15 protein-coding genes and 2 pseudogenes are annotated in these 17134 nt (G+C 62.7%); 12 read left to right on the top strand and 5 right to left on the bottom strand.

Annotated features, from left to right (window positions below; all coding sequences use genetic code 11):
* Positions 1-18: 18 nt before the first annotated feature.
* The 3 genes from U1E69_RS03945 to U1E69_RS03935 all read right to left on the bottom strand — a co-directional run bounded on the left by U1E69_RS03945 (position 19) and on the right by U1E69_RS03935 (position 4028).
* Positions 19-1563, bottom strand: a complete 1545-nt coding sequence (locus tag U1E69_RS03945; RefSeq protein ID WP_322243015.1) for an ABC transporter substrate-binding protein — start codon at positions 1561-1563, stop codon at positions 19-21.
* A gap of 103 nt (positions 1564-1666) precedes the next feature.
* The gene (locus U1E69_RS03940) at positions 1667-3313 is read right to left on the bottom strand and encodes an amidase (RefSeq protein WP_322243014.1); all 1647 of its coding nucleotides are present in this window, start codon (positions 3311-3313) and stop codon (positions 1667-1669) included.
* Position 3314: 1 nt separating this feature from the next.
* Positions 3315-4028 carry a FadR/GntR family transcriptional regulator gene (locus U1E69_RS03935; RefSeq protein WP_322243013.1) on the bottom strand — a complete coding sequence of 238 codons (714 nt, stop codon included), beginning with the start codon at positions 4026-4028 and terminating at the stop codon, positions 3315-3317.
* 861 nt (positions 4029-4889) lie between these two features.
* Here U1E69_RS03935 and U1E69_RS03930 point away from each other — a divergent pair.
* The 12 genes from U1E69_RS03930 to U1E69_RS03880 all read left to right on the top strand — a co-directional run bounded on the left by U1E69_RS03930 (position 4890) and on the right by U1E69_RS03880 (position 16341).
* Positions 4890-5189 (top strand): hypothetical protein, encoded by a 300-nt coding sequence (locus U1E69_RS03930; protein ID WP_416200255.1) that lies wholly within the window; start codon positions 4890-4892, stop codon positions 5187-5189.
* The gene (locus U1E69_RS03925; protein ID WP_322243011.1) at positions 5186-5554 is read left to right on the top strand and encodes a response regulator; all 369 of its coding nucleotides are present in this window, start codon (positions 5186-5188) and stop codon (positions 5552-5554) included. Before U1E69_RS03930 ends, U1E69_RS03925 begins: the two co-directional genes overlap by 4 nt.
* Positions 5551-7638, top strand: coding sequence for a chemotaxis protein CheA (locus tag U1E69_RS03920; protein WP_322243010.1), 2088 nt, complete (start codon positions 5551-5553; stop codon positions 7636-7638). Before U1E69_RS03925 ends, U1E69_RS03920 begins: the two co-directional genes overlap by 4 nt.
* A complete protein-coding gene (locus U1E69_RS03915) occupies positions 7635-8117 on the top strand; it encodes a chemotaxis protein CheW (protein WP_322243008.1) in 483 nt (160 codons plus the stop codon). Before U1E69_RS03920 ends, U1E69_RS03915 begins: the two co-directional genes overlap by 4 nt.
* A complete protein-coding gene (locus U1E69_RS03910) occupies positions 8114-9859 on the top strand; it encodes a methyl-accepting chemotaxis protein (RefSeq protein ID WP_322243007.1) in 1746 nt (581 codons plus the stop codon). Before U1E69_RS03915 ends, U1E69_RS03910 begins: the two co-directional genes overlap by 4 nt.
* Entirely contained in the window at positions 9856-10326 is a 471-nt protein-coding gene (locus U1E69_RS03905) for a chemotaxis protein CheW (protein WP_322243006.1), read from the top strand. Before U1E69_RS03910 ends, U1E69_RS03905 begins: the two co-directional genes overlap by 4 nt.
* Positions 10323-11183 (top strand): CheR family methyltransferase, encoded by an 861-nt coding sequence (locus U1E69_RS03900; RefSeq protein ID WP_322243005.1) that lies wholly within the window; start codon positions 10323-10325, stop codon positions 11181-11183. Before U1E69_RS03905 ends, U1E69_RS03900 begins: the two co-directional genes overlap by 4 nt.
* Before the next feature lies 1 nt (position 11184).
* Complete coding sequence (locus U1E69_RS03895; protein WP_322243004.1) at positions 11185-12285, top strand: chemotaxis response regulator protein-glutamate methylesterase; 1101 nt, start codon at positions 11185-11187, stop codon at positions 12283-12285.
* Complete coding sequence (locus tag U1E69_RS03890; protein WP_322243002.1) at positions 12282-13985, top strand: hypothetical protein; 1704 nt, start codon at positions 12282-12284, stop codon at positions 13983-13985. Before U1E69_RS03895 ends, U1E69_RS03890 begins: the two co-directional genes overlap by 4 nt.
* 310 nt (positions 13986-14295) lie before the next feature.
* Positions 14296-14697, top strand: coding sequence for an EAL domain-containing protein (locus U1E69_RS22580; protein WP_416200254.1), 402 nt, complete (start codon positions 14296-14298; stop codon positions 14695-14697).
* Between the two features lie 99 nt (positions 14698-14796).
* The gene (locus U1E69_RS03885; RefSeq protein WP_322243001.1) at positions 14797-15141 is read left to right on the top strand and encodes a hypothetical protein; all 345 of its coding nucleotides are present in this window, start codon (positions 14797-14799) and stop codon (positions 15139-15141) included.
* Between the two features lie 52 nt (positions 15142-15193).
* A protein-coding gene (locus U1E69_RS03880) for an IS3 family transposase (RefSeq protein WP_416200253.1) occupies positions 15194-16341 on the top strand; the annotation gives its coding sequence in 2 pieces (ribosomal slippage) (positions 15194-15482 and positions 15482-16341; 1149 coding nt in all).
* 180 nt (positions 16342-16521) lie between these two features.
* Here the strand turns inward: U1E69_RS03880 and U1E69_RS03875 are convergent.
* Positions 16522-16834, bottom strand: a pseudogene (locus U1E69_RS03875) (IS5/IS1182 family transposase); the annotation flags it as partial.
* A gap of 183 nt (positions 16835-17017) precedes the next feature.
* Positions 17018-17134 (bottom strand): annotated as a pseudogene (locus U1E69_RS03870) (IS5/IS1182 family transposase); the annotation flags it as partial.

The raw sequence follows: 17134 nt of genomic DNA, 5'->3' as shown, positions 1-17134 counted from the left end.
GGCCCGCCGGAGGATGCGTCAGGCTTTCAGCCAGACCTTGTGGAAGTTGAGGTTCGACCCGTTCGGATGCACGACGGTATCCAGCCCCATGACCGACGGCTGCGCGCCAATGGTGCCATTGCGGAACCACAGGACGATGTCATGCGCCTCGTCCCAGATCTGCTTCTGCACTGCCTTGTAAACGTCTGCACGGGCGGCATCGTCCACGGTGACGCGGGCCTTTTCCGTCAGCTCGTCAATGATCGGGTCACTGATGTTGCGGTAGTTGAACGCGCCTTTCGAGTTCCAGACCGAGTAATACAGGAAGTCGCTTTCCCAGAGCGTGAAGAAGTTCATCATCGTCATCTGGTAGTCCTTGTCGACCCAGCACTGCGACAGCCAGTCGGCCCAGGTCAGCTGTTCGATGGTCAGGTTGACGCCGGCCATCTTGAACCATTCGACAAGGATCTGTGCGGTCTCGATGTGGTAGGGGTAGTTGGTGGTAGCCTTGAAGACGATGTTCAGGCTGCCCTCGGGATAGCCCGCCTCGGCCAGCATCGCCTTGGCGCCTTCGATGTCCTGCGGGCGGGGGGCGATGTCCTTGTTGTAGGCGGCATCGGTCGGGAAGCTGGGCGAGGCGGTGGTGGCCCCCTGACCCCAGAGCGCGCCCTGCATCAGCGCCTCCTTGTCGATGATCATGTCGAAGGCCACGCGGACGCGCTTGTCCTTGAACGGCTCGAACGTGTGATTCATGTTGATGAAGTCGAAGTTCAGCGGGAACCACTTTTTCACCTGCAGCCCGGCGTCGCCCTCGATTTCACCGACACGGTCCAGCGGGATGTCGTTGATCATGTGCAACTCGGCGGTGCGAAGGCCGGTGAGACGGGTGGTGGGTTCGGTGATCTCGCGCGCTTCCACGGCGTCCAGGAAAGCGGGGCCTTCCCAGTAATCGTCGAAGCGCGACATCTTGACCACGGTGCCGACCTCGTAGCTGTCGAACTTGAAGGGGCCCGCGCCCATCGGGTTGGTGCCCTGGGTCGGACCCGAATCCACCGGCATGATCACGCCCGCGCCGTTTTCCGAAAGGCGCGACAGGAAGGGCGCGTTGACGGCGCTCATCTTGATGACGACGGTCAAGTCATCGGGCGTCTCGATGGCGGCGACGTTGTTGAACACCTCGAAGTTCACCGCGCCGGTGGCCGGGTCCTTGCAGCGCTCGAAACTGTATTTCACGTCGGCGGAGGTCATCGTCGCGCCGTTGTGGAATTTGACGTTGGGCCGCAGCTTGAAGGTGTAGGTCAGCCCGTCAGGGGCCACCTCGAAGCTTTCGGCAAGGCCGGGGATGACCTTCAGGTTGGCGTCCACAGTGACGATGGACGAATGGATGTTCTGCAGCACCCGCCCCGAAGACGCCGTGCCGGTCTGGTGCATGTCCAGGTTCTGCGTCGTCTCGGAGTGGCCCCAGATCAGCGTGCCACCCGAGACAGGCGTGTCCTGCGCCAGTGCGGGCAGGGCAAAGCCGCCCATCAGCACGCTGCCGCCCATCACCGCTGTCGAGTTCAGAAGGAAGTCTCTGCGCTTCATGTCGTTTTCCCTGTTGATTGGCCGCGGGTGCGGACTTTTGGTGGAAGGCCGGTTGCGCGGCCCGTTAATCGTCTGCCCACATTGGCTGCGGGTCGGTTGTCGCTTACGTCGGAAATCCGGGCCTTTTGCCCGCTACGTCCAACGCCGTCTCCAGCGCCATGCCCAGCCGCAGGATCGGCCCCTCGTCGAAAAGCCGCCCCCAAAGCGAGATGCCCTGCGGCACGGTGTAGGTCTTGCCCCCTGCCGCCTCTCCCGTGGTCAATTTGCCCGAGGCGAGCGAGGCTGGGCTGCGGGTGCCCAGGTCCTCGAACCCCGCCCGCAGATGCAGACAGGGGTGGCCGGTGTAGTTCGAGGCGATCAGCATCGGCCCGGTCATGAAGGGGCCGATCAGGACGTCGCACTGCCGGAAAAGCCCGTCCAGCGCCTGCATGACCAGATAGCGCAGCCGGTCAAGCTGGACATGATCTACCGCCGACAGGAAGCGCGCCTTGCGCATGGCGTTCGGCCAGGCGGCGGCGTCCTGCCAGGTGAGCGTGTCGTCCTGGTTCGACAGGGTCAGGTCCTCGAAACTGGCAGCGGCCTCGGCGAAGAGGATGTTCATCAACGCGCCATAGGGCAGATCGGGGAGAGTGGCCTCCACGACCCGGACGCCCAGCTTGCGCATCGCGTCCAGCGCAGCGTGGTCCACCGCCGTCGCACCTTCGCCGAAAGCTTCGGGCAGGTAGCCGACGGTCAGCCCGCTGTAGTCGGCACCGGCGTCAAAGACGAAGGGCGCGGCGATGGTCGACCGGTCGGCCGGGTCCGCGCCGTTCAGGGCGGCAAGGACGATGGCCGTATCCTCGACCGACCGGCAGATCGGGCCGACCTTGTCGAGAGAATTGCACAGCGCCATGCCCCCTGCCCGGCTGACCCGCCCGAAAGTCGGGCGCAGGCCCGTCGTGCCGCATCGCTGGCTGGGAGAGGTGATCGACCCCAGTGTCTCGGTCCCGATGGCAAAGGCGCACAGCCCCGCCGCCGTGGCGCTGGCCGACCCGGCCGACGACCCGCTGGAGCCTTCGTTCAGGTTCCACGGATTGCGGGTGACGCCACCATACCAGATGTCGTTGTAGGCCAGCGCCCCCACGGTGGTCTTGCCCAGCAATACCGCCCCCGCCGCGCGGAGTTTCTTCACGATGGTCGCGTCACTGTCGGCGATGCGGTCGCGGAAGGGTTCGGCCCCCCAGCCGGTGATCGTGCCTCTGGCGTCGAAGAGGTCTTTCAGACCATAGGGAATGCCGTGCAGCGGGCCGAGGTTCACCCCGACGCGCGTCAAGGCGTCCGCCGCATCCGCCTCGGCCAGGGCGAGGTTCGGCGTCACCTGTGCCCAGCATTCCAGCTTTGGGTCCAGGGCGGTGATCCGGTCCAGGTAGATCTGGGTCAGCCGCCGACTGGTCAGGGCACCGGCCTTGATCCAGGCGGCCAGATGGGTGACGGGGGCAAAGGCGATATCCTCGTCGTCTTTCGGAAGCATCGCAATCACGGAAGAAAGCTTCAGCCTGTCCGCCCCGTGCGGCATCGCGAAATCGGCCAAGCGCGGGTCGAAGCGCATCGCCATCGGCACATGGTTCGGCAGCGGAACGGCCCGCCGCGCCAGGGCCGAGGCAATCTGGCCCTCAAGATTGTCCAGCATCAGCTGGCGTTCTTCCGGGGTGTATTCCACGCCCATGATCTCTTCGGCCGCCGCGATCGTCTTCAGGGTGATGCCGGTCACTTCAGCCTCCGTCCGGGGTAAGAATGCGCTTCAGGTTGTCCGCCAGCGTCGTCAGGTGCTTGCGCATCGCCGCTTCCGCCCCCGGCCCGTCACCGGCTTCGATGCATTTGATGATCTCGACATGCTCGGCATTCCGGTCCTGCAGCGACCGCATCGAGCGCGCCTTCTGCCGGACCCCGCGCCAATCCTGGTTGCCGCGGATTTCGTCGATCATCGAAAAGGCGGTCAGCAGCGGCTTGTTCTTCGCCGTCCGCGCGATCAGCCGGTGCAGCGCGCCGTCCCAAAGCTCGATCGAGTCAGGGTCCCCGGCCTGCAGAATCCGCTGCGCCAGATTGCGCATCCGGTCGATATCCTGGGGAAGCGCATGCCGTGCGGCCATCGCGGCCAGGACCGGCTCGATGCACAGCCGCGCCTCCATGACGTCGACGACGTTGGTCTCGCCCACGATTTCGGCCGCGAGAAGCTGAGTCTTGTCGGGGGCCTGTCCGGCAAAGGTGCCCTTGCCCTGCTTGCGCCAGATCAGCCCCTCGGCCAGCAGGGATTCCAGCGCACTGCGCACCGCCCGACGCCCGATTCCCATGCTGTCCGAAAGGTCCCGCTCGGTCGGAAGCCGCCCGTCGGCGGGAAGCCCGCCGCCCTCGATCATCGCCAGAAGCCGCGCCCGCACCACGTTGGCGCTGTCGGTCACGACCGGATTGCGGCGGGGTGTCGGCATCGACGAACCAATCCTTGAATGGTTCGTCGAGGAAAGGTTTCCAGTCCGATTCTGTCAACTGCTTTCCGCAGCAGCTGCCGCCCGTGATCGAAGACTTTGCAGAAGGTGCAACAATTGCCGGGAAAGCGGGCGGTCTGCAGATGAGGGGCCTGTTGCCACCCCACCCTGGCTGGGGTGCCGCAGGGCGGACCAAGTCCGGATTGCGCGCCGGCGTCAGGGCCGACGGGAAGCGGGGAACTTCGTCGATTCGGTGGCAGACCGCGGCATCATCCCGATGACCGAAGCGGGCATCACCACAAGTATCGAGGCGCTGTGCAAAGTCGCGATTGCGGACCGTGACGCGCAACATCACCCTGCCGCTGCGCTGGGTGGGGCTATGAGGACGCCCTGCCGGGCGCGGTGTCCGGCGGTAAGCGCCAGCGCGTCGCCATCGCGCGCGCGCCGTGGTCAGCGAACCCCGCGTCCTGTTTCTGGATGAACCCTCCGGCGCGCGGGACCAGATCCTGCGGCGTCAGATGAACATCGCGTTGCAGCGCATCTGGGCCGAGACCGGGGTGACAACGCTTCTGGTCACCGCGGGATTGAGACATTCAGCAAAGGCGGGAACCGGATGCAGAGCCTCGCCACCAGGCGGTAGACCGCCGCGTCGAGCCGCACGCGAAGGTCCTCGGACAGCACCTGGCAGGCCGGTCGCGGACATCGGTCAGACTTGGCCTGGGTAATGCTTAAAACCCTTCGCATCCTGGGCTGAAGCCACTTCGAGAAACAGGTTTTTAACGCTTTCCCGCTTTGTTCTCCACACCGTGTCGTTGCCGAGTGGGGCTTCAAGTGACTTACCAAAGCTTTTCATTGCCCGAGGTCGTGGATCTGACCTCGGCGAAAAAGGTCGCTGCAGACCTTCTGCACCATATCACGTCGGTACCAGCACCGTCGGTCGATGCCTCCAGACTGCGGCAGGCTGGCGTCCCACTCCTGCAGATTCTCGTTGCCTCGAAGCGCTTTGCCGACACGCAGGGCAAACCCTTTTCGGTAGAGGCATCTCCCGACGGCACACTGTCGAAGCTTCTTTCCAACCACGGACTTGACCCCTCGATGTGCGGTGCGTCGACCGAACTCGCGCCGGCCGCAGCGACCCTTCCCTCGGAAAGGACAGACGGATGACCAAGACGATCCTGGCAATCGACGACTCCCCCTCGGTGCGCATGATGGTGCAGATGACGCTGTCAGGCGCGGGCTATACGGTCGTGCTCGCAGTCGACGGTGAGGACGGTCTGGAGAAAGCGCTTTCGCACCGTCCCGATGCCGTCCTGACCGACCAGAACATGCCACGGCTGGACGGAATCGGCTTCATCCGCAAGTTCCGGCAGTCCTCGGTTTCGGCAGGGGTTCCCGTGGTTTTCATTTCCACGGAAAGCAGCTCGAACATCGTCCAGCAGGCCCGCGATGCCGGCGCGACCGGCTGGATCGTGAAGCCCTTTGATCAGGCCAAGCTGCTTTCCGTCGTCAGCAAGCTGGTGAAGGCATGAGCGTGGAAGACGACGTCGGCAGCAGCATCTACCGCCAGGAGGCGGGAGAACTTGTCCAATCCATCGAAGCCGGGCTTATCGCCCTGGAGCGGGCACCGGACGACCGCGATCTTCTGAATGCGCTGTTTCGCGATCTGCACACCGTCAAGGGTTCAGGTGCCATGTTCGGTTTCACCGAGCTTGCGATGTTCGTCCATGAATTCGAGACCGCATTCGACAAGCTGCGCCGGGGCGAGGCCGCGGTGACCGCCAGTCTCATCGCGATTTCGCTGCAGGCCTGCGATCAGATCATGCGGCTTCTGGATGCGCCCCAGACGGCGGCGCCGGAAAGTGCCGCGATCCTGTCCCGCCTGCGGGTCTGCCTTGAGGGCGCGGACGATGCGCTGGAAACCGATACCTGTCACAGCGATCCTGAAGAGGACCCCGATCTGGCTTCATCGGGTGAGACCGAAGTTCGGCCCGGCCTTGGGTTGCGGGTGACGTTTCGGCTGGCCTCCGATGCCCTGATGCACGGCCACGACCCCGATCTTCTGCTTGATGACCTGCGCAGCCTTGGACCCTGCCGCGTCCGCGCACTCGTCGATGAAGTTCCGCCGCTGGACCAACTCGATCCGACCGAATGCCTCCTTGGATGGGATGTCGAGATTGCGGGCACAGTCGATCCGTCCGATGTCGACTCTGCCTTCCTCTTCACGCGCGACTCGATGATGCTGACGATGTCGCCGCTTGAGTCCGGGCCCGTTGCGGCCGCCCAGCCGCAGACCGAAACGTCGCTGCCGTCGGGTTTGATGCCGGTATCTGCCGCCGCGATCTCTGCCCCGGTCCCGGGATCGACCGGGACCGCGCCGTCCTCCACCGAACCACCCCGACAGACCCGCGCCGCCGGTGCAGGCGACACGATGCGTGTTTCGACCGAACGGTTGGATGAACTGATGGACCGCGTCGGCGAACTGGTGATCGCCGAGGCACGTCTGCAATCGCTTGCTCAAGCCAGCCGGGACTCCAATCTTCTTGCGGTGGCGGAAGACATCCAGCGCCTCAGCGCCGCCTTGCGCGATTCCACCATGTCGATCCGGATGATGCCGCTGTCCTCGATCCTGGGTCGGTTCCAGCGCCTGATCCGGGATCTCTCGGCAAGTCTTGGCAAGCCGATGACCTTTGTCACGCGCGGCGAAGAGACCGCACTGGACAAGACAGTTCTCGAACTCCTTGCCGACCCCTTGGTCCACCTTCTGCGCAACTGCGCCGACCACGGTCTTGAACCGCCGGAAGAGCGCATCGCCTTCGGCAAGGCCGCCGCAGGCACGATCGAACTGACAGCCGAGTATTCCGGCGCCGAAGTCCTGATCACGATCCGGGACGACGGTCGCGGCCTTGATGCCACGCGGATCCGAAGCCGGGCCATCGAAAGGGGGCTGATCGCCGCCACCTCCGATCTGCCCGAGGCCGAGCTTTTCCGACTGATCTTCGAGCCGGGATTTTCAACCGCCCCCACAGTGACCGAGCTTTCCGGCCGCGGGGTCGGCATGGACGTCGTCAAGCGCACGATCTCAGGCCTGCGGGGGACCATCGACCTGACATCCGAACCAGGTCATGGCACGACCGTTCGTCTTCGCCTTCCCCTGACCCTGGCGATCATCGACGGGCTGCTGGTCGAAGTTGGAGGCGAACACTACACCGTGCCGCTTGCCTCGGTCGAAGAATGCGTCGAGTTGCCCGAGGATCTTGCAACCCCTCGTGGCGGATCGTCCTTCGTCAACATCCGCGGCAATCTGGTGCCGTTTCTGCGGCTGCGCACCTTGTTCTCGGTCGGCTCGCCGCTGCCCGAGTTCCAGAAACTGGTGGTCGTATCCTCTGCCGCGGGGCGCGTCGGGCTGGCCGTGGACCGGATCGTCGCCAACAATCAGACGGTGATAAAGCAGCTCTCGCCGCTGCACACCGGCCTGAAAAGCTTTTCAGGCGCCACCATTCTTGGTGACGGCACGGTGGCGCTGATCCTGGACGTGGCGCAACTGGTCGGCCTTGGGCGGACGCTTGAGGAACAAGGGCGCAAAAACAAGACCTTGCAGGAGCGCGCGGCATGAGCAACAGCCGTCAGATCGACGTCGTGACCTTGCAGATGGGCGGCGAGCGCATTGCAATTCCGGCCGCCTTCCTGCGCGAGATCATGGAGCCTGTCCAGGTCACGCGGGTCCCCACGGCCAACGCCTTCTCCGAAGGGCTGATCAACGTGCGCGGATCGGTCGTGCCCTTGACCGACCTGCGCGTCCCGTTCTGCATGTCGGCCGCAGAAGCGACGCCCGATACGCGTTTCATCGTACTTGATCTGACGGTCGGCGACACACCGATGACGGTCGCCATCTCGGCCGACAAGGTCGACACGGTCACCCCGCTTGACCCCGACCAGATCGCTCCCATTCCCGAAGTGGGGACACTGTGGCCGCCCGACTACGTGCGCGGCATCTGCAAGCTGGGGGGCGACTTCGTGCTGCTTCCCGACCTTCACCGCATCTTTCAGGACTTCAGCGCCTTGGGCGACCACCGAAAGGACTTCTCGAAATGACCGACTCTGCCAAGCCGAAAAGCGCCCGTTTCCGCAGCATCTCGACCAAGCTGATGCTCCTGCAATCCCTGGCCTTCGTGGTGATGGTGGCCATCAGCATCGCGGGCCAGATGGGCATCAACACGATTCTGGCCCGGATGAACTCGGTCTACGTCGACCGCGTGGTTCCCATCGACCAGATCAAGCATGTCTCGGACGCCTACATCAATGATATGCGCAGGACCGGCGACATTTTCGCGGCTGGCAAGATCTCCGTCCCGGAAGCCAAGGCCGAGATCGAGGCCTCCCTCGGACTTGCCACCGAGAAATGGGATGCCTATCTGGAAACTTACCTGACGGACGATGAAAAGAAGCAGATCGCCGTTGTCGACGAGGCCCTTCCCGCCGCACAAGCGGCGGAATCACGCATCCAGGCACTGATCGAGGCCAACAACCCCACGACGCTGGCGACCTATCTCGCCACCGAATTCGGCACCGCAACCGCGCCGCTGGAGGTCGCACTCGCCGGGCTGGTCGACTATCAGCTGGCTGAAGCGGAACGGCTGACCAAGGAAACGACCGCCCTTGGCTGGCTTCTGATCTGGTCCATCATCGCGGCCAGCGGTACAGCCATCGTCCTCTCGATCGTCGCGTCCATCATCTTCACGCGCCGTATCAAGGCGGCACTGGTTGCAGCGGTGGACATGACCAATGCGGTGGCCGACGGCGATCTCAATGTCCACGTCAACGCGCGATCGAACGACGAGATCGGACAGGTCGTCGAAGGCCTGAACCTTATGGTCGATCGCCTGCGCACCGTCGTTGCCGAGGTTGCGATGGCGACCGGAAATGTGTCCTCGGGGGCCGAACAGATGGCATCGACCTCGGAACAACTCAGCCGGGGGGCGACCGAACAGGCTTCGTCGACCGAAGAAGCGTCCTCGGCGATGGAACAGATGGCGGCCAACATCAAGCAGTCGGCCCAGAATGCGCTTGATACCGAGAAGATCGCCCGCAAGTCGGCAGCGGATGCCCGCGAAAGCGGCGTGGCGGTCGCCAAAGCGGTCGAAGCGATGCAGACCATCGCCGAGAAGATCATGGTGGTGCAGGAAATCGCCCGCCAGACCGACCTTCTGGCACTGAATGCCGCAGTCGAGGCCGCGCGGGCCGGCGAACATGGCCGCGGCTTTGCCGTCGTCGCCTCCGAGGTCCGCAAACTTGCCGAACGCAGCCAGACGGCGGCGGGAGAGATCTCGACCCTGTCGGCCAACACCGTGCGCGCCGCCCATGCCGCCGGCGACATGCTGCAGGGCCTGGTTCCCGATATCGAGCGCACCGCTTCCCTGGTTCTGGAAATCTCCAGCGCCAGCCAGGAGACCTCGACCGGCGCCTCGCAAGTCAACCTGGCGATCCAGCAGCTTGATACGGTGACACAGGAAAACACGGCCGCCTCCGAGCAGCTGTCCTCGACCGCCGAAGAGCTTGCCAGCCAGGCCGAGCAGCTGCAGGCCGCCATCGCCTTCTTCAAAGTCGACTCGGGCAGACAGGCAAGCCGGGCCCGTCGCACCCGCACCGAAGCCTCCGCGCCGAAGGCTGCACCAAAGGCCGCAAGACCCGTCGCGACGGCTCATGTGGCGGGGCCAATCAAGTCCGAGCCTTCGATCAAGGAAGCGAGCGGTGGCTTCAGCTTCGATCTGACCACCGAAGACGATCTTGACTCCGAGTTCAGCACCGCCGCCTCCAGAAAGGGGCGCGCCGCATGACCCTGGAGGGACAGATGGTACTTCTGGGCTGCGGCGAGGAACTCTTCGCCGTGCCGGTGACGCGGGTACAGGAAATTCTGGATCTCTGCCCGATCTCGCGCCTGCCGCACGCGCCGCCGCACCTTCTGGGCCTGATCGACGTGCGCGGCGAAAGCATTGCGGTGGGCGATCTTCGGCGGCTTCTGGGGCAGACGCCCGCCGCCGACAGTCCGGCCACCCGGATCATCGTGCTGTCGGTCGTCAAGGGTGACAGTCGCGCGGTGATCGCGCTGAAGACCGATCGGGTCATCGAAGTTGCCGAACTGGACCCAGGCAGCCTGGGTCCGGTTCAGGGCAAAGGCGTCTTCAACTGGGATGACCGGCTGGTCGTCGGAATCGGTCGTCGGAACGGGCGCTTTGTGACCGTGCTCGACCTTGAACACATGTTCCGCGACATTTCGACCAGCGCAAAGGTACGTGCCGCATGAGCCATCACAGCGTTTCAGGCATGACTGACGACGCGCCGCGCTTCGAGCGGTTCTCGCGGATGGTGCAGGATTCCATCGGTGTGCAGTTGCCCGCGTCCAAGAAGGTCATGGTGGAAAGCCGCCTGCGCCGGCGCATCACCGAACTTGGCCTTCGCTCGGTCGACGAGTACTTCCGGCACCTCTTCGACAATGGCGGCCTGACGAATGAACTTGACAGCATCTTCGATGCCGTCACCACCAACAAGACGGATTTCTTCCGCGAAGCCGAGCATTTCATCCACCTGACCGAGCGGATCATTCCAGCCCGGCTGTCGCGCCGCCAGGCTACCGGGCGCTCGTCCATGTTCAAGGTCTGGAGTGCGGCGGCCTCGACTGGCGCCGAGGCCTATACCGCTGCGATGGTGCTTGCCGACCGCGAAAGCCGCCGCGGCGCGTTTGAATGGCGGATCCTCGGGACTGACATCAATCGCAAGGTCCTGGTTGAAGCAAAGCGGGCGGTCTACTCCGACATGATCGTTCAGCCCGTGCCGACAGGTTTTCGCGAACGGTTCCTGATGCGCGGCCAGGGTCAGCAGAAGGGGAACTGGCGGGTGATCCCGGACCTGCGGCGCCGGGTGAACTTTCAGAAGATGAACCTGATGGACAATCACTACCCGGTCGACCGAGACCTTGACGTGATCTTCCTGCGCAACGTCCTGATCTACTTTTCCGAGGCGGATCAGGCCCGCGTGATCAACCAGCTTTCCGGCCATCTTGCACATCACGGCCACCTGATCGTCGGCCATGCCGAAGGGATGGTGGTGCGCCATCCCAGCCTGCGCCAGGTCGGGCCGGCTGTCTATCGCAAGGAGCAGTAAGATGTCTCAGCAGCACCTCAGCGTTCTGATTGTCGATGACAGTGCTGCCGTTCGGGCTGCCCTTTCATCCATCGTGAAATCCGACCCCGGCCTAACGCTGTTCGGGTTGGCGGGCGATCCGTTCCAGGCCGTCGATCTGATGCGTTCCGGCCTGCCCGATGTCATCCTGCTGGACCTTGAACTGCCCAAGATGGACGGACTGGCCTTTCTCAAGCGGATCATGGCGCAGCGTCCGCTTCCGGTGGTGGTCTGCTCCAGCCACACGGAATCCGGGTCAAAATCCGCGATGAAGGCGCTGGACCTTGGCGCGGCCGAAGTGCTGAGCAAACCTCGCCTCGATACCCCCGTCGCCCGGGCCGAGGCTGCCGTCCGCATCGGCGACGCATTGCGTGCGGCAGTGTCCTCTCAGCCCCTGCAGAAAAAGCGGGTCGCGGCCATGTCACTTGGGGAAAAGCTGACGGCGGACGTGATCCTGCCCGCGCTCCCCCCCCGCTCGGCACCCCAGACCGAGCCCATCGTTGCAATCGGTGCGTCGACCGGCGGCACCAACGCGCTGCAGGCGATCCTGACAGCCCTTCCCGAGACCTCGCCAGCTATCGTCATCGTGCAGCACATGCCGGAGCATTTCACGCGGGCCTTCGCACAAAGGCTGGACAGTCTCTGCCAGATCGAAGTTCGAGAAGCCGTCGATGGCGATGCGCCGCGCAAAGGCCTGGCCCTCATCGCACCGGGCAATCACCACATGCTCCTGCGCCGCCAAGGCACACAGTATCGCGTCGGGATCACGGACGGCCCGTATGTCGGTCGCCACCGTCCGTCCGTGGACGTGCTCTTCCGGTCCACCGCTCAGGCGGCCGGGCGGAACGCCTTGGGGATCATCTTGACCGGAATGGGCGACGACGGTGCCGCCTGCATGGTCGAAATGCATGCTGCGGGCGCGCGAACCCTTGCTCAGGACGAAGCCACCAGCGTCGTCTTCGGGATGCCCAAAGAAGCCATCGCCGCCGGCGGAGTGGACAGTGTCGTGCCCCTTCAGCGCTTCGCTTCGGAAATCGAAGCTTTCGGCGCCTCGTTTCGGTCTCCAGTCAGGTCCCTGCGATGAACTCGATTGCATCCCATCAGATGTCGTTTGGACCCGAGGGCGCGATCGGCGCAACCGCCCCGGCCGACCCGGAAAGCCTGCTTGTCGGCGTGGTTGCTCTGCGTGACAGTACCGAAGCCGCGTTTCTTGCAACCGGATCCCAACTGATCGACGTCGCGAACCTGCTGGCCGACGCCAAGTCGGCCGCATTGTCCATCGACTCGCTGGCCCAGTTCGATCTCTTGAACCAGCTTCGCTCGGAAGCAGAGCATCAGGCGAAGACCTTCGCCGCCCTTGCCTCAGAGTTTGCCGAAACCCAATCCGGCATTCGCAAGCTCGCTTCCGAGCTGACCGTTCTTGGACACGATTTGCAGGCCGTGGGTCGCTCGGTCGTGACGATGCGCAGTGTCGTTCTGAATGCCCGTGTGACGCTGGCGTCGCTGCGCATGCAGGACATGAACATGCGCAGCTTCGCGGAAAGCGGCCAGAGCGTCGTTGCGGAAATATCCGAACTGCTCATGCGTTTCGAACAGACGATGAACAACATCCTCAAGGCTGTCGACCAGACTCAGCTGATGGTTGGGCAGATCGACGCCACGATGCGCTCGGAGGTCCTGAGTGCGTTCGAGGACCTGATGCGGGATCTGTCAGGCTTCGATCAAGGGGTCCGGGCCGTCAGCGGACGAAGTGCCGAGTTGTCTCGCAAGCTTCAGTCTCTTTTCGAGGCGACCAGTCTGGCAGTGTCGGGACTTCAGGTCGGCGACAGCACGCGCCAACAGCTGGATCACATTGCTGCAATTCTTTCCCGCCCAGAGGCCGACGATCCTGCATTGGCGGCTTTGGCCGCAGCGCTGTTGCAGGCGGCTTCGCAGACCCATTCGGCAATGCTGGACCAGCTGCAGGCAAGCGTGGGCCAAATGACCATCGGTCTTTCCGACCTGGTCGAGGGTCATCTTTCCCGGTTCTTCGGCGCCCCGGGGCAGACTGTGGACGCGGGCAAGCTGATCGACGGCAGCGCAAGATTGGCACGCGCCATTGCGGCGCTGCATCCGATGCAGGAACTTACGCGTGCTTTGGGCCAGACCATGGCCGATGAATTCGATGCGTTCCGAAGCCTTATTTCCAAGGGTGAGGGGGTGCAGGACAGCACCCATCTCATCGGGATCAATGCTGTGCTGTCATGCATGCGGCTGGGTCAGGAGGGCGCCGCGCTCAAGGTGGTGGCCGAACAGCTTCAGGTCATTTCGGAAGAGGTAGGAGAACGGTTTGTCACGATCCGGACCGTGCTTGCCGCCATCAGCAAGCTTGGCGACGAGATCACTTCGGGGACGAGCCGGCTCGTCCAGCAATCCATCCATGTGCCCGAGCAGCTGATCGACACCATTGTCCCGATGGTCCGGTCTGTCGTCGGCTACCTGGAACCCGCCCAACTGGCCATCGCAAGGTTGCAAGAAGGGTTGTCCGGGCTGTCGTTTGACTTCGGACCTGCCAACCTTCACCGCCACCAGCTTGAAGCTCTTGCCCAACGTATCCCTCATCCCGACGGAACGCCCACGTCTGCTGCGATTGCCGACGCCACACTGGCCGAGATTCATGCGATGTTCACGATGGAGCGCGAACGGGAGGCCTTCCGCACCATCTTCCCCGATCGATCCGAAGCTGTGTGCCGTGTCGGTTCGTCCGAACCGCAGGCGCCGGTGGAAGATGGTTTCTTCCTTTGATGCCCGATTTTCATCTGGCTCAGGATTTCGCTTTCCGGTGCTATGAGACGGTGTTGTCAGACCTATGCGAACCAGTCGCCGGTTTGCGTACCCAGTCGGGGGTCGGGCGGCGAAGAGACCGCTCCACTCGGCGAGGAGCTGCGGTGCGACGAGCCTTGAGGTTGTCCCGACTGTGTAGGGCGCACTCCTGATTGCGGAGGTTGTGTTCAAAGTACTGGCTTAACAAACGTCTACAAGGTTCGAATGCGCGTGAAGCGTTTTCGCACCTTCGAAACGGAAGGTGGGAACTTTCCACCCGATTGGTCTGGCGATGGCTACTCGAGAAAGCATCGCTGCAATCCGAAGAGATGGCTATGAGTTCTCCATCGATGACTTCGGAACTGGGCACTCCTCGCTCAGCCGTTTGCAAGAGCTCCCCTTGGAAGAGATCAAGGTTGATCGGAGCTTCATCGCAAGACTTGGTAAGCTCGAAAATCCCTCTGACACCGTAGTGAGAGCAATCCTGGCCTTGGCGAGGGAACTTGGACTACGAACGGTGGGTGAAGGTGTCGAAACCAGAGCACAAGCGCAGTGGCTCGCGAACCACGGCTGTGACATGGTTCAGGGATACTCTTTTTCCCGACCGACAGAGGCTGAGACTTTCTTCAGACGGCTGCGGCGTCACAGTCGGCTTGCTGGGCCTGAAGGGAAGGTCATTTCCATACGCGCTTAGGAGCAAGAGAGTGTTTCTCTTGCCTTGCCCTCAGGATGCTCTAGTTGCTAATACATGCAAATATTGAAATACATCCAATCTGGGCAGAAAGGATAGTCGTTGGCATACCGGTTCAGTGTTGTGCCCCACAAGAGCGTCACTTACTTCAAGTTTTGGGATGATGTCACTGTCGCATCAGCAAAAGAAGCCTTCGTTCAGTATACTAGGGATCCCAACTTCAACCCGAAGTACCTCATGGTCACAGACGCACGCGAAGTGACTGAAATTCATGCGACGTTTCAAGGTGTTCTGTTTGGAGTTGAAGGTCTCCGCGATTTACTGGCCAAGTTTGATCGGGGGACGATCAGCGCCATTCTGGTCAGCGACAGTACCCAGTTCGGCTACGTTCGAATGCTGGAGCAAGTTCTGGACTTTCTGAGCTACCCCCCGAAAATCGGACAGTGACGGAAGCTACGATCTGACGTCTGCTGGTCTCCAAGAACGAGGAGATCAGGACATGAAGAAACGCAGGAACCATGACGCTGGGTTCAAGGCCCGCGTGGCGCTGGAGGCCGTGAAGGGCGAGCGCACCGTGTCGGAGCTGGCCGCGGAATACGGCGTGCATCCGACGATGATCCATCAGTGGAAGAAAGCGCTGCTTGAGGGGGCGCCTGACATCTTCGAGCGCGGCGGCAGAACGCAGGCTGCCGAGGTCGATGAGGAGACGGTCCGGTCCTTGCACGCGAAGATCGGGGAACTGGCAGTCGCCAACGATTTTTTGTCACGAAAGCTCAAGCCCTGGACCGGCAAGTGAGGCGCGGGATGATCGAACGCTCTCACCCCGCGCTGTCGGTCGGTGCGCAATGCCGCCTTCTGTCGATCTCGCGATCTTCGTTTTACTACGCGCCGCAGGGCGAGACCGAGATGAACCTGGCATTGATGCAGGTGATCGACCGGCAATTCCTGGAAACCCCGTTCTACGGCGTCCAGCAGATGACCTGGCATCTGCAGAACGAGGGCCACGCCGTGAATGTGAAGCGCATCCGGCGGCTGATGCGGCTCATGCGCCTGATGCCGATTTACCAGAAGCCCGACACCAGCAAGCCCGCGAAGGGGCACAAGATCTACCCCTACCTGCTGGGTGGCCTGCGGGTCGAACGGCCCAACCAGGTCTGGTGCGCCGACATCACCTATCTGCCGATGCGACGAGGCTTCCTCTATCTGGTCGCCATAATGGACTGGTATACCCGGAAGGTGTTGGCCTGGCGGATATCGAACACGCTGGAGGCCGACTTCTGCGTCGAGGCGCTGAACGAAGCCGTCCACCGCTTCGGCCCGCCCGAGATCATGAACACCGATCAGGGGTCGCAGTTCACATCATTCGCCTGGACCGACCGGCTGAAACGGGTCGGCAGCCGGATCTCGATGGACGGTAAAGGGCGCTGCCTCGACAACATCTTCATCGAACGCCTCTGGCGGTCCCTGAAGTATGAGTGCGTCTATCTGCACGCTTGGGAGACCGGCTCTCAGGCCAAGGCTGGCGTCAGTCGCTGGATCACCTTCTACAACCACCATCGCCCACACACTGCCCATGGCGGTCAACCGCCCGCCGTGGTCTACTTCAACACCATCGAAATCGATCAGCAGGTGCAGGCAGTAGCTTAACTCAGCCGGAAATCTGTCCAAGTGTTGGGGAGTAGCTCATTCTTTCACCGATCAAAGTGCGCGTAGCTTACAATGAACACGAGCTTTTTCAGCTTGCAGCAAGGCCAGAGCTCAGTTTGGCGGAGCTGGCCGGCACTTGATCCCCCGGCACCTGCCTATGGTCAGGAGTCGTTCTCGCATCTATAGCCAGAACTTGACAGTTGCTGCGAGTGCAACGGCGGAGAGCATATTTTGGGCATCTGACATAGCGGGTGGCGACCCTGCGCCAATCTTTCATCCAGCCAAACATGATTTTGATGCTGTTCAGAAGCGCAACCGTTCCCGTGTAGCCGCCAACCCGGCCTGTGGTCGTTAAGATGTGGATCGGGCGCCTCTCAGCGTCTGAGACGGCGTACAGTTTGCCGCCCTTTGTGCGGCCGATCCAACGGCCCATTTGGTCGCCCTCCTTTTCCGACTGCAGCCTGATTGCCGTTCGGTACGCCTTCAGATAGGTCCGCAGAACATCATCATCTTCGGGGTGGCGGCCTCACCAAACTTAACTTGAGGTGTTGCGGGTAAAATTTGCGATCCCACTGTTACTTCAAATCCCAATGCCGGCCTACGCGACGTGGCTTCACCCGGAGGCACCACAACATGTTGAGAAACTCTCGCCCTAGGGTCAGGACTCGTTATCCGGTCATAGCCAGAATATGACGGTTGCGGCGAGGGCTATGGCGGAGAGGAAGACGTTCGGGCACCTGTCGTAGCGGGTTGCGACGCGTCGCCAATCCTTCAGCCGTCCGAACATGATCTC

This window comes from Tabrizicola sp. (assembly GCF_034366665.1).
In the GTDB taxonomy this organism is placed as follows: domain Bacteria; phylum Pseudomonadota; class Alphaproteobacteria; order Rhodobacterales; family Rhodobacteraceae; genus Tabrizicola.
Note: the sequence above shows the minus strand (reverse complement) of the source record. Positions and strands in the feature narration are given on the sequence as shown.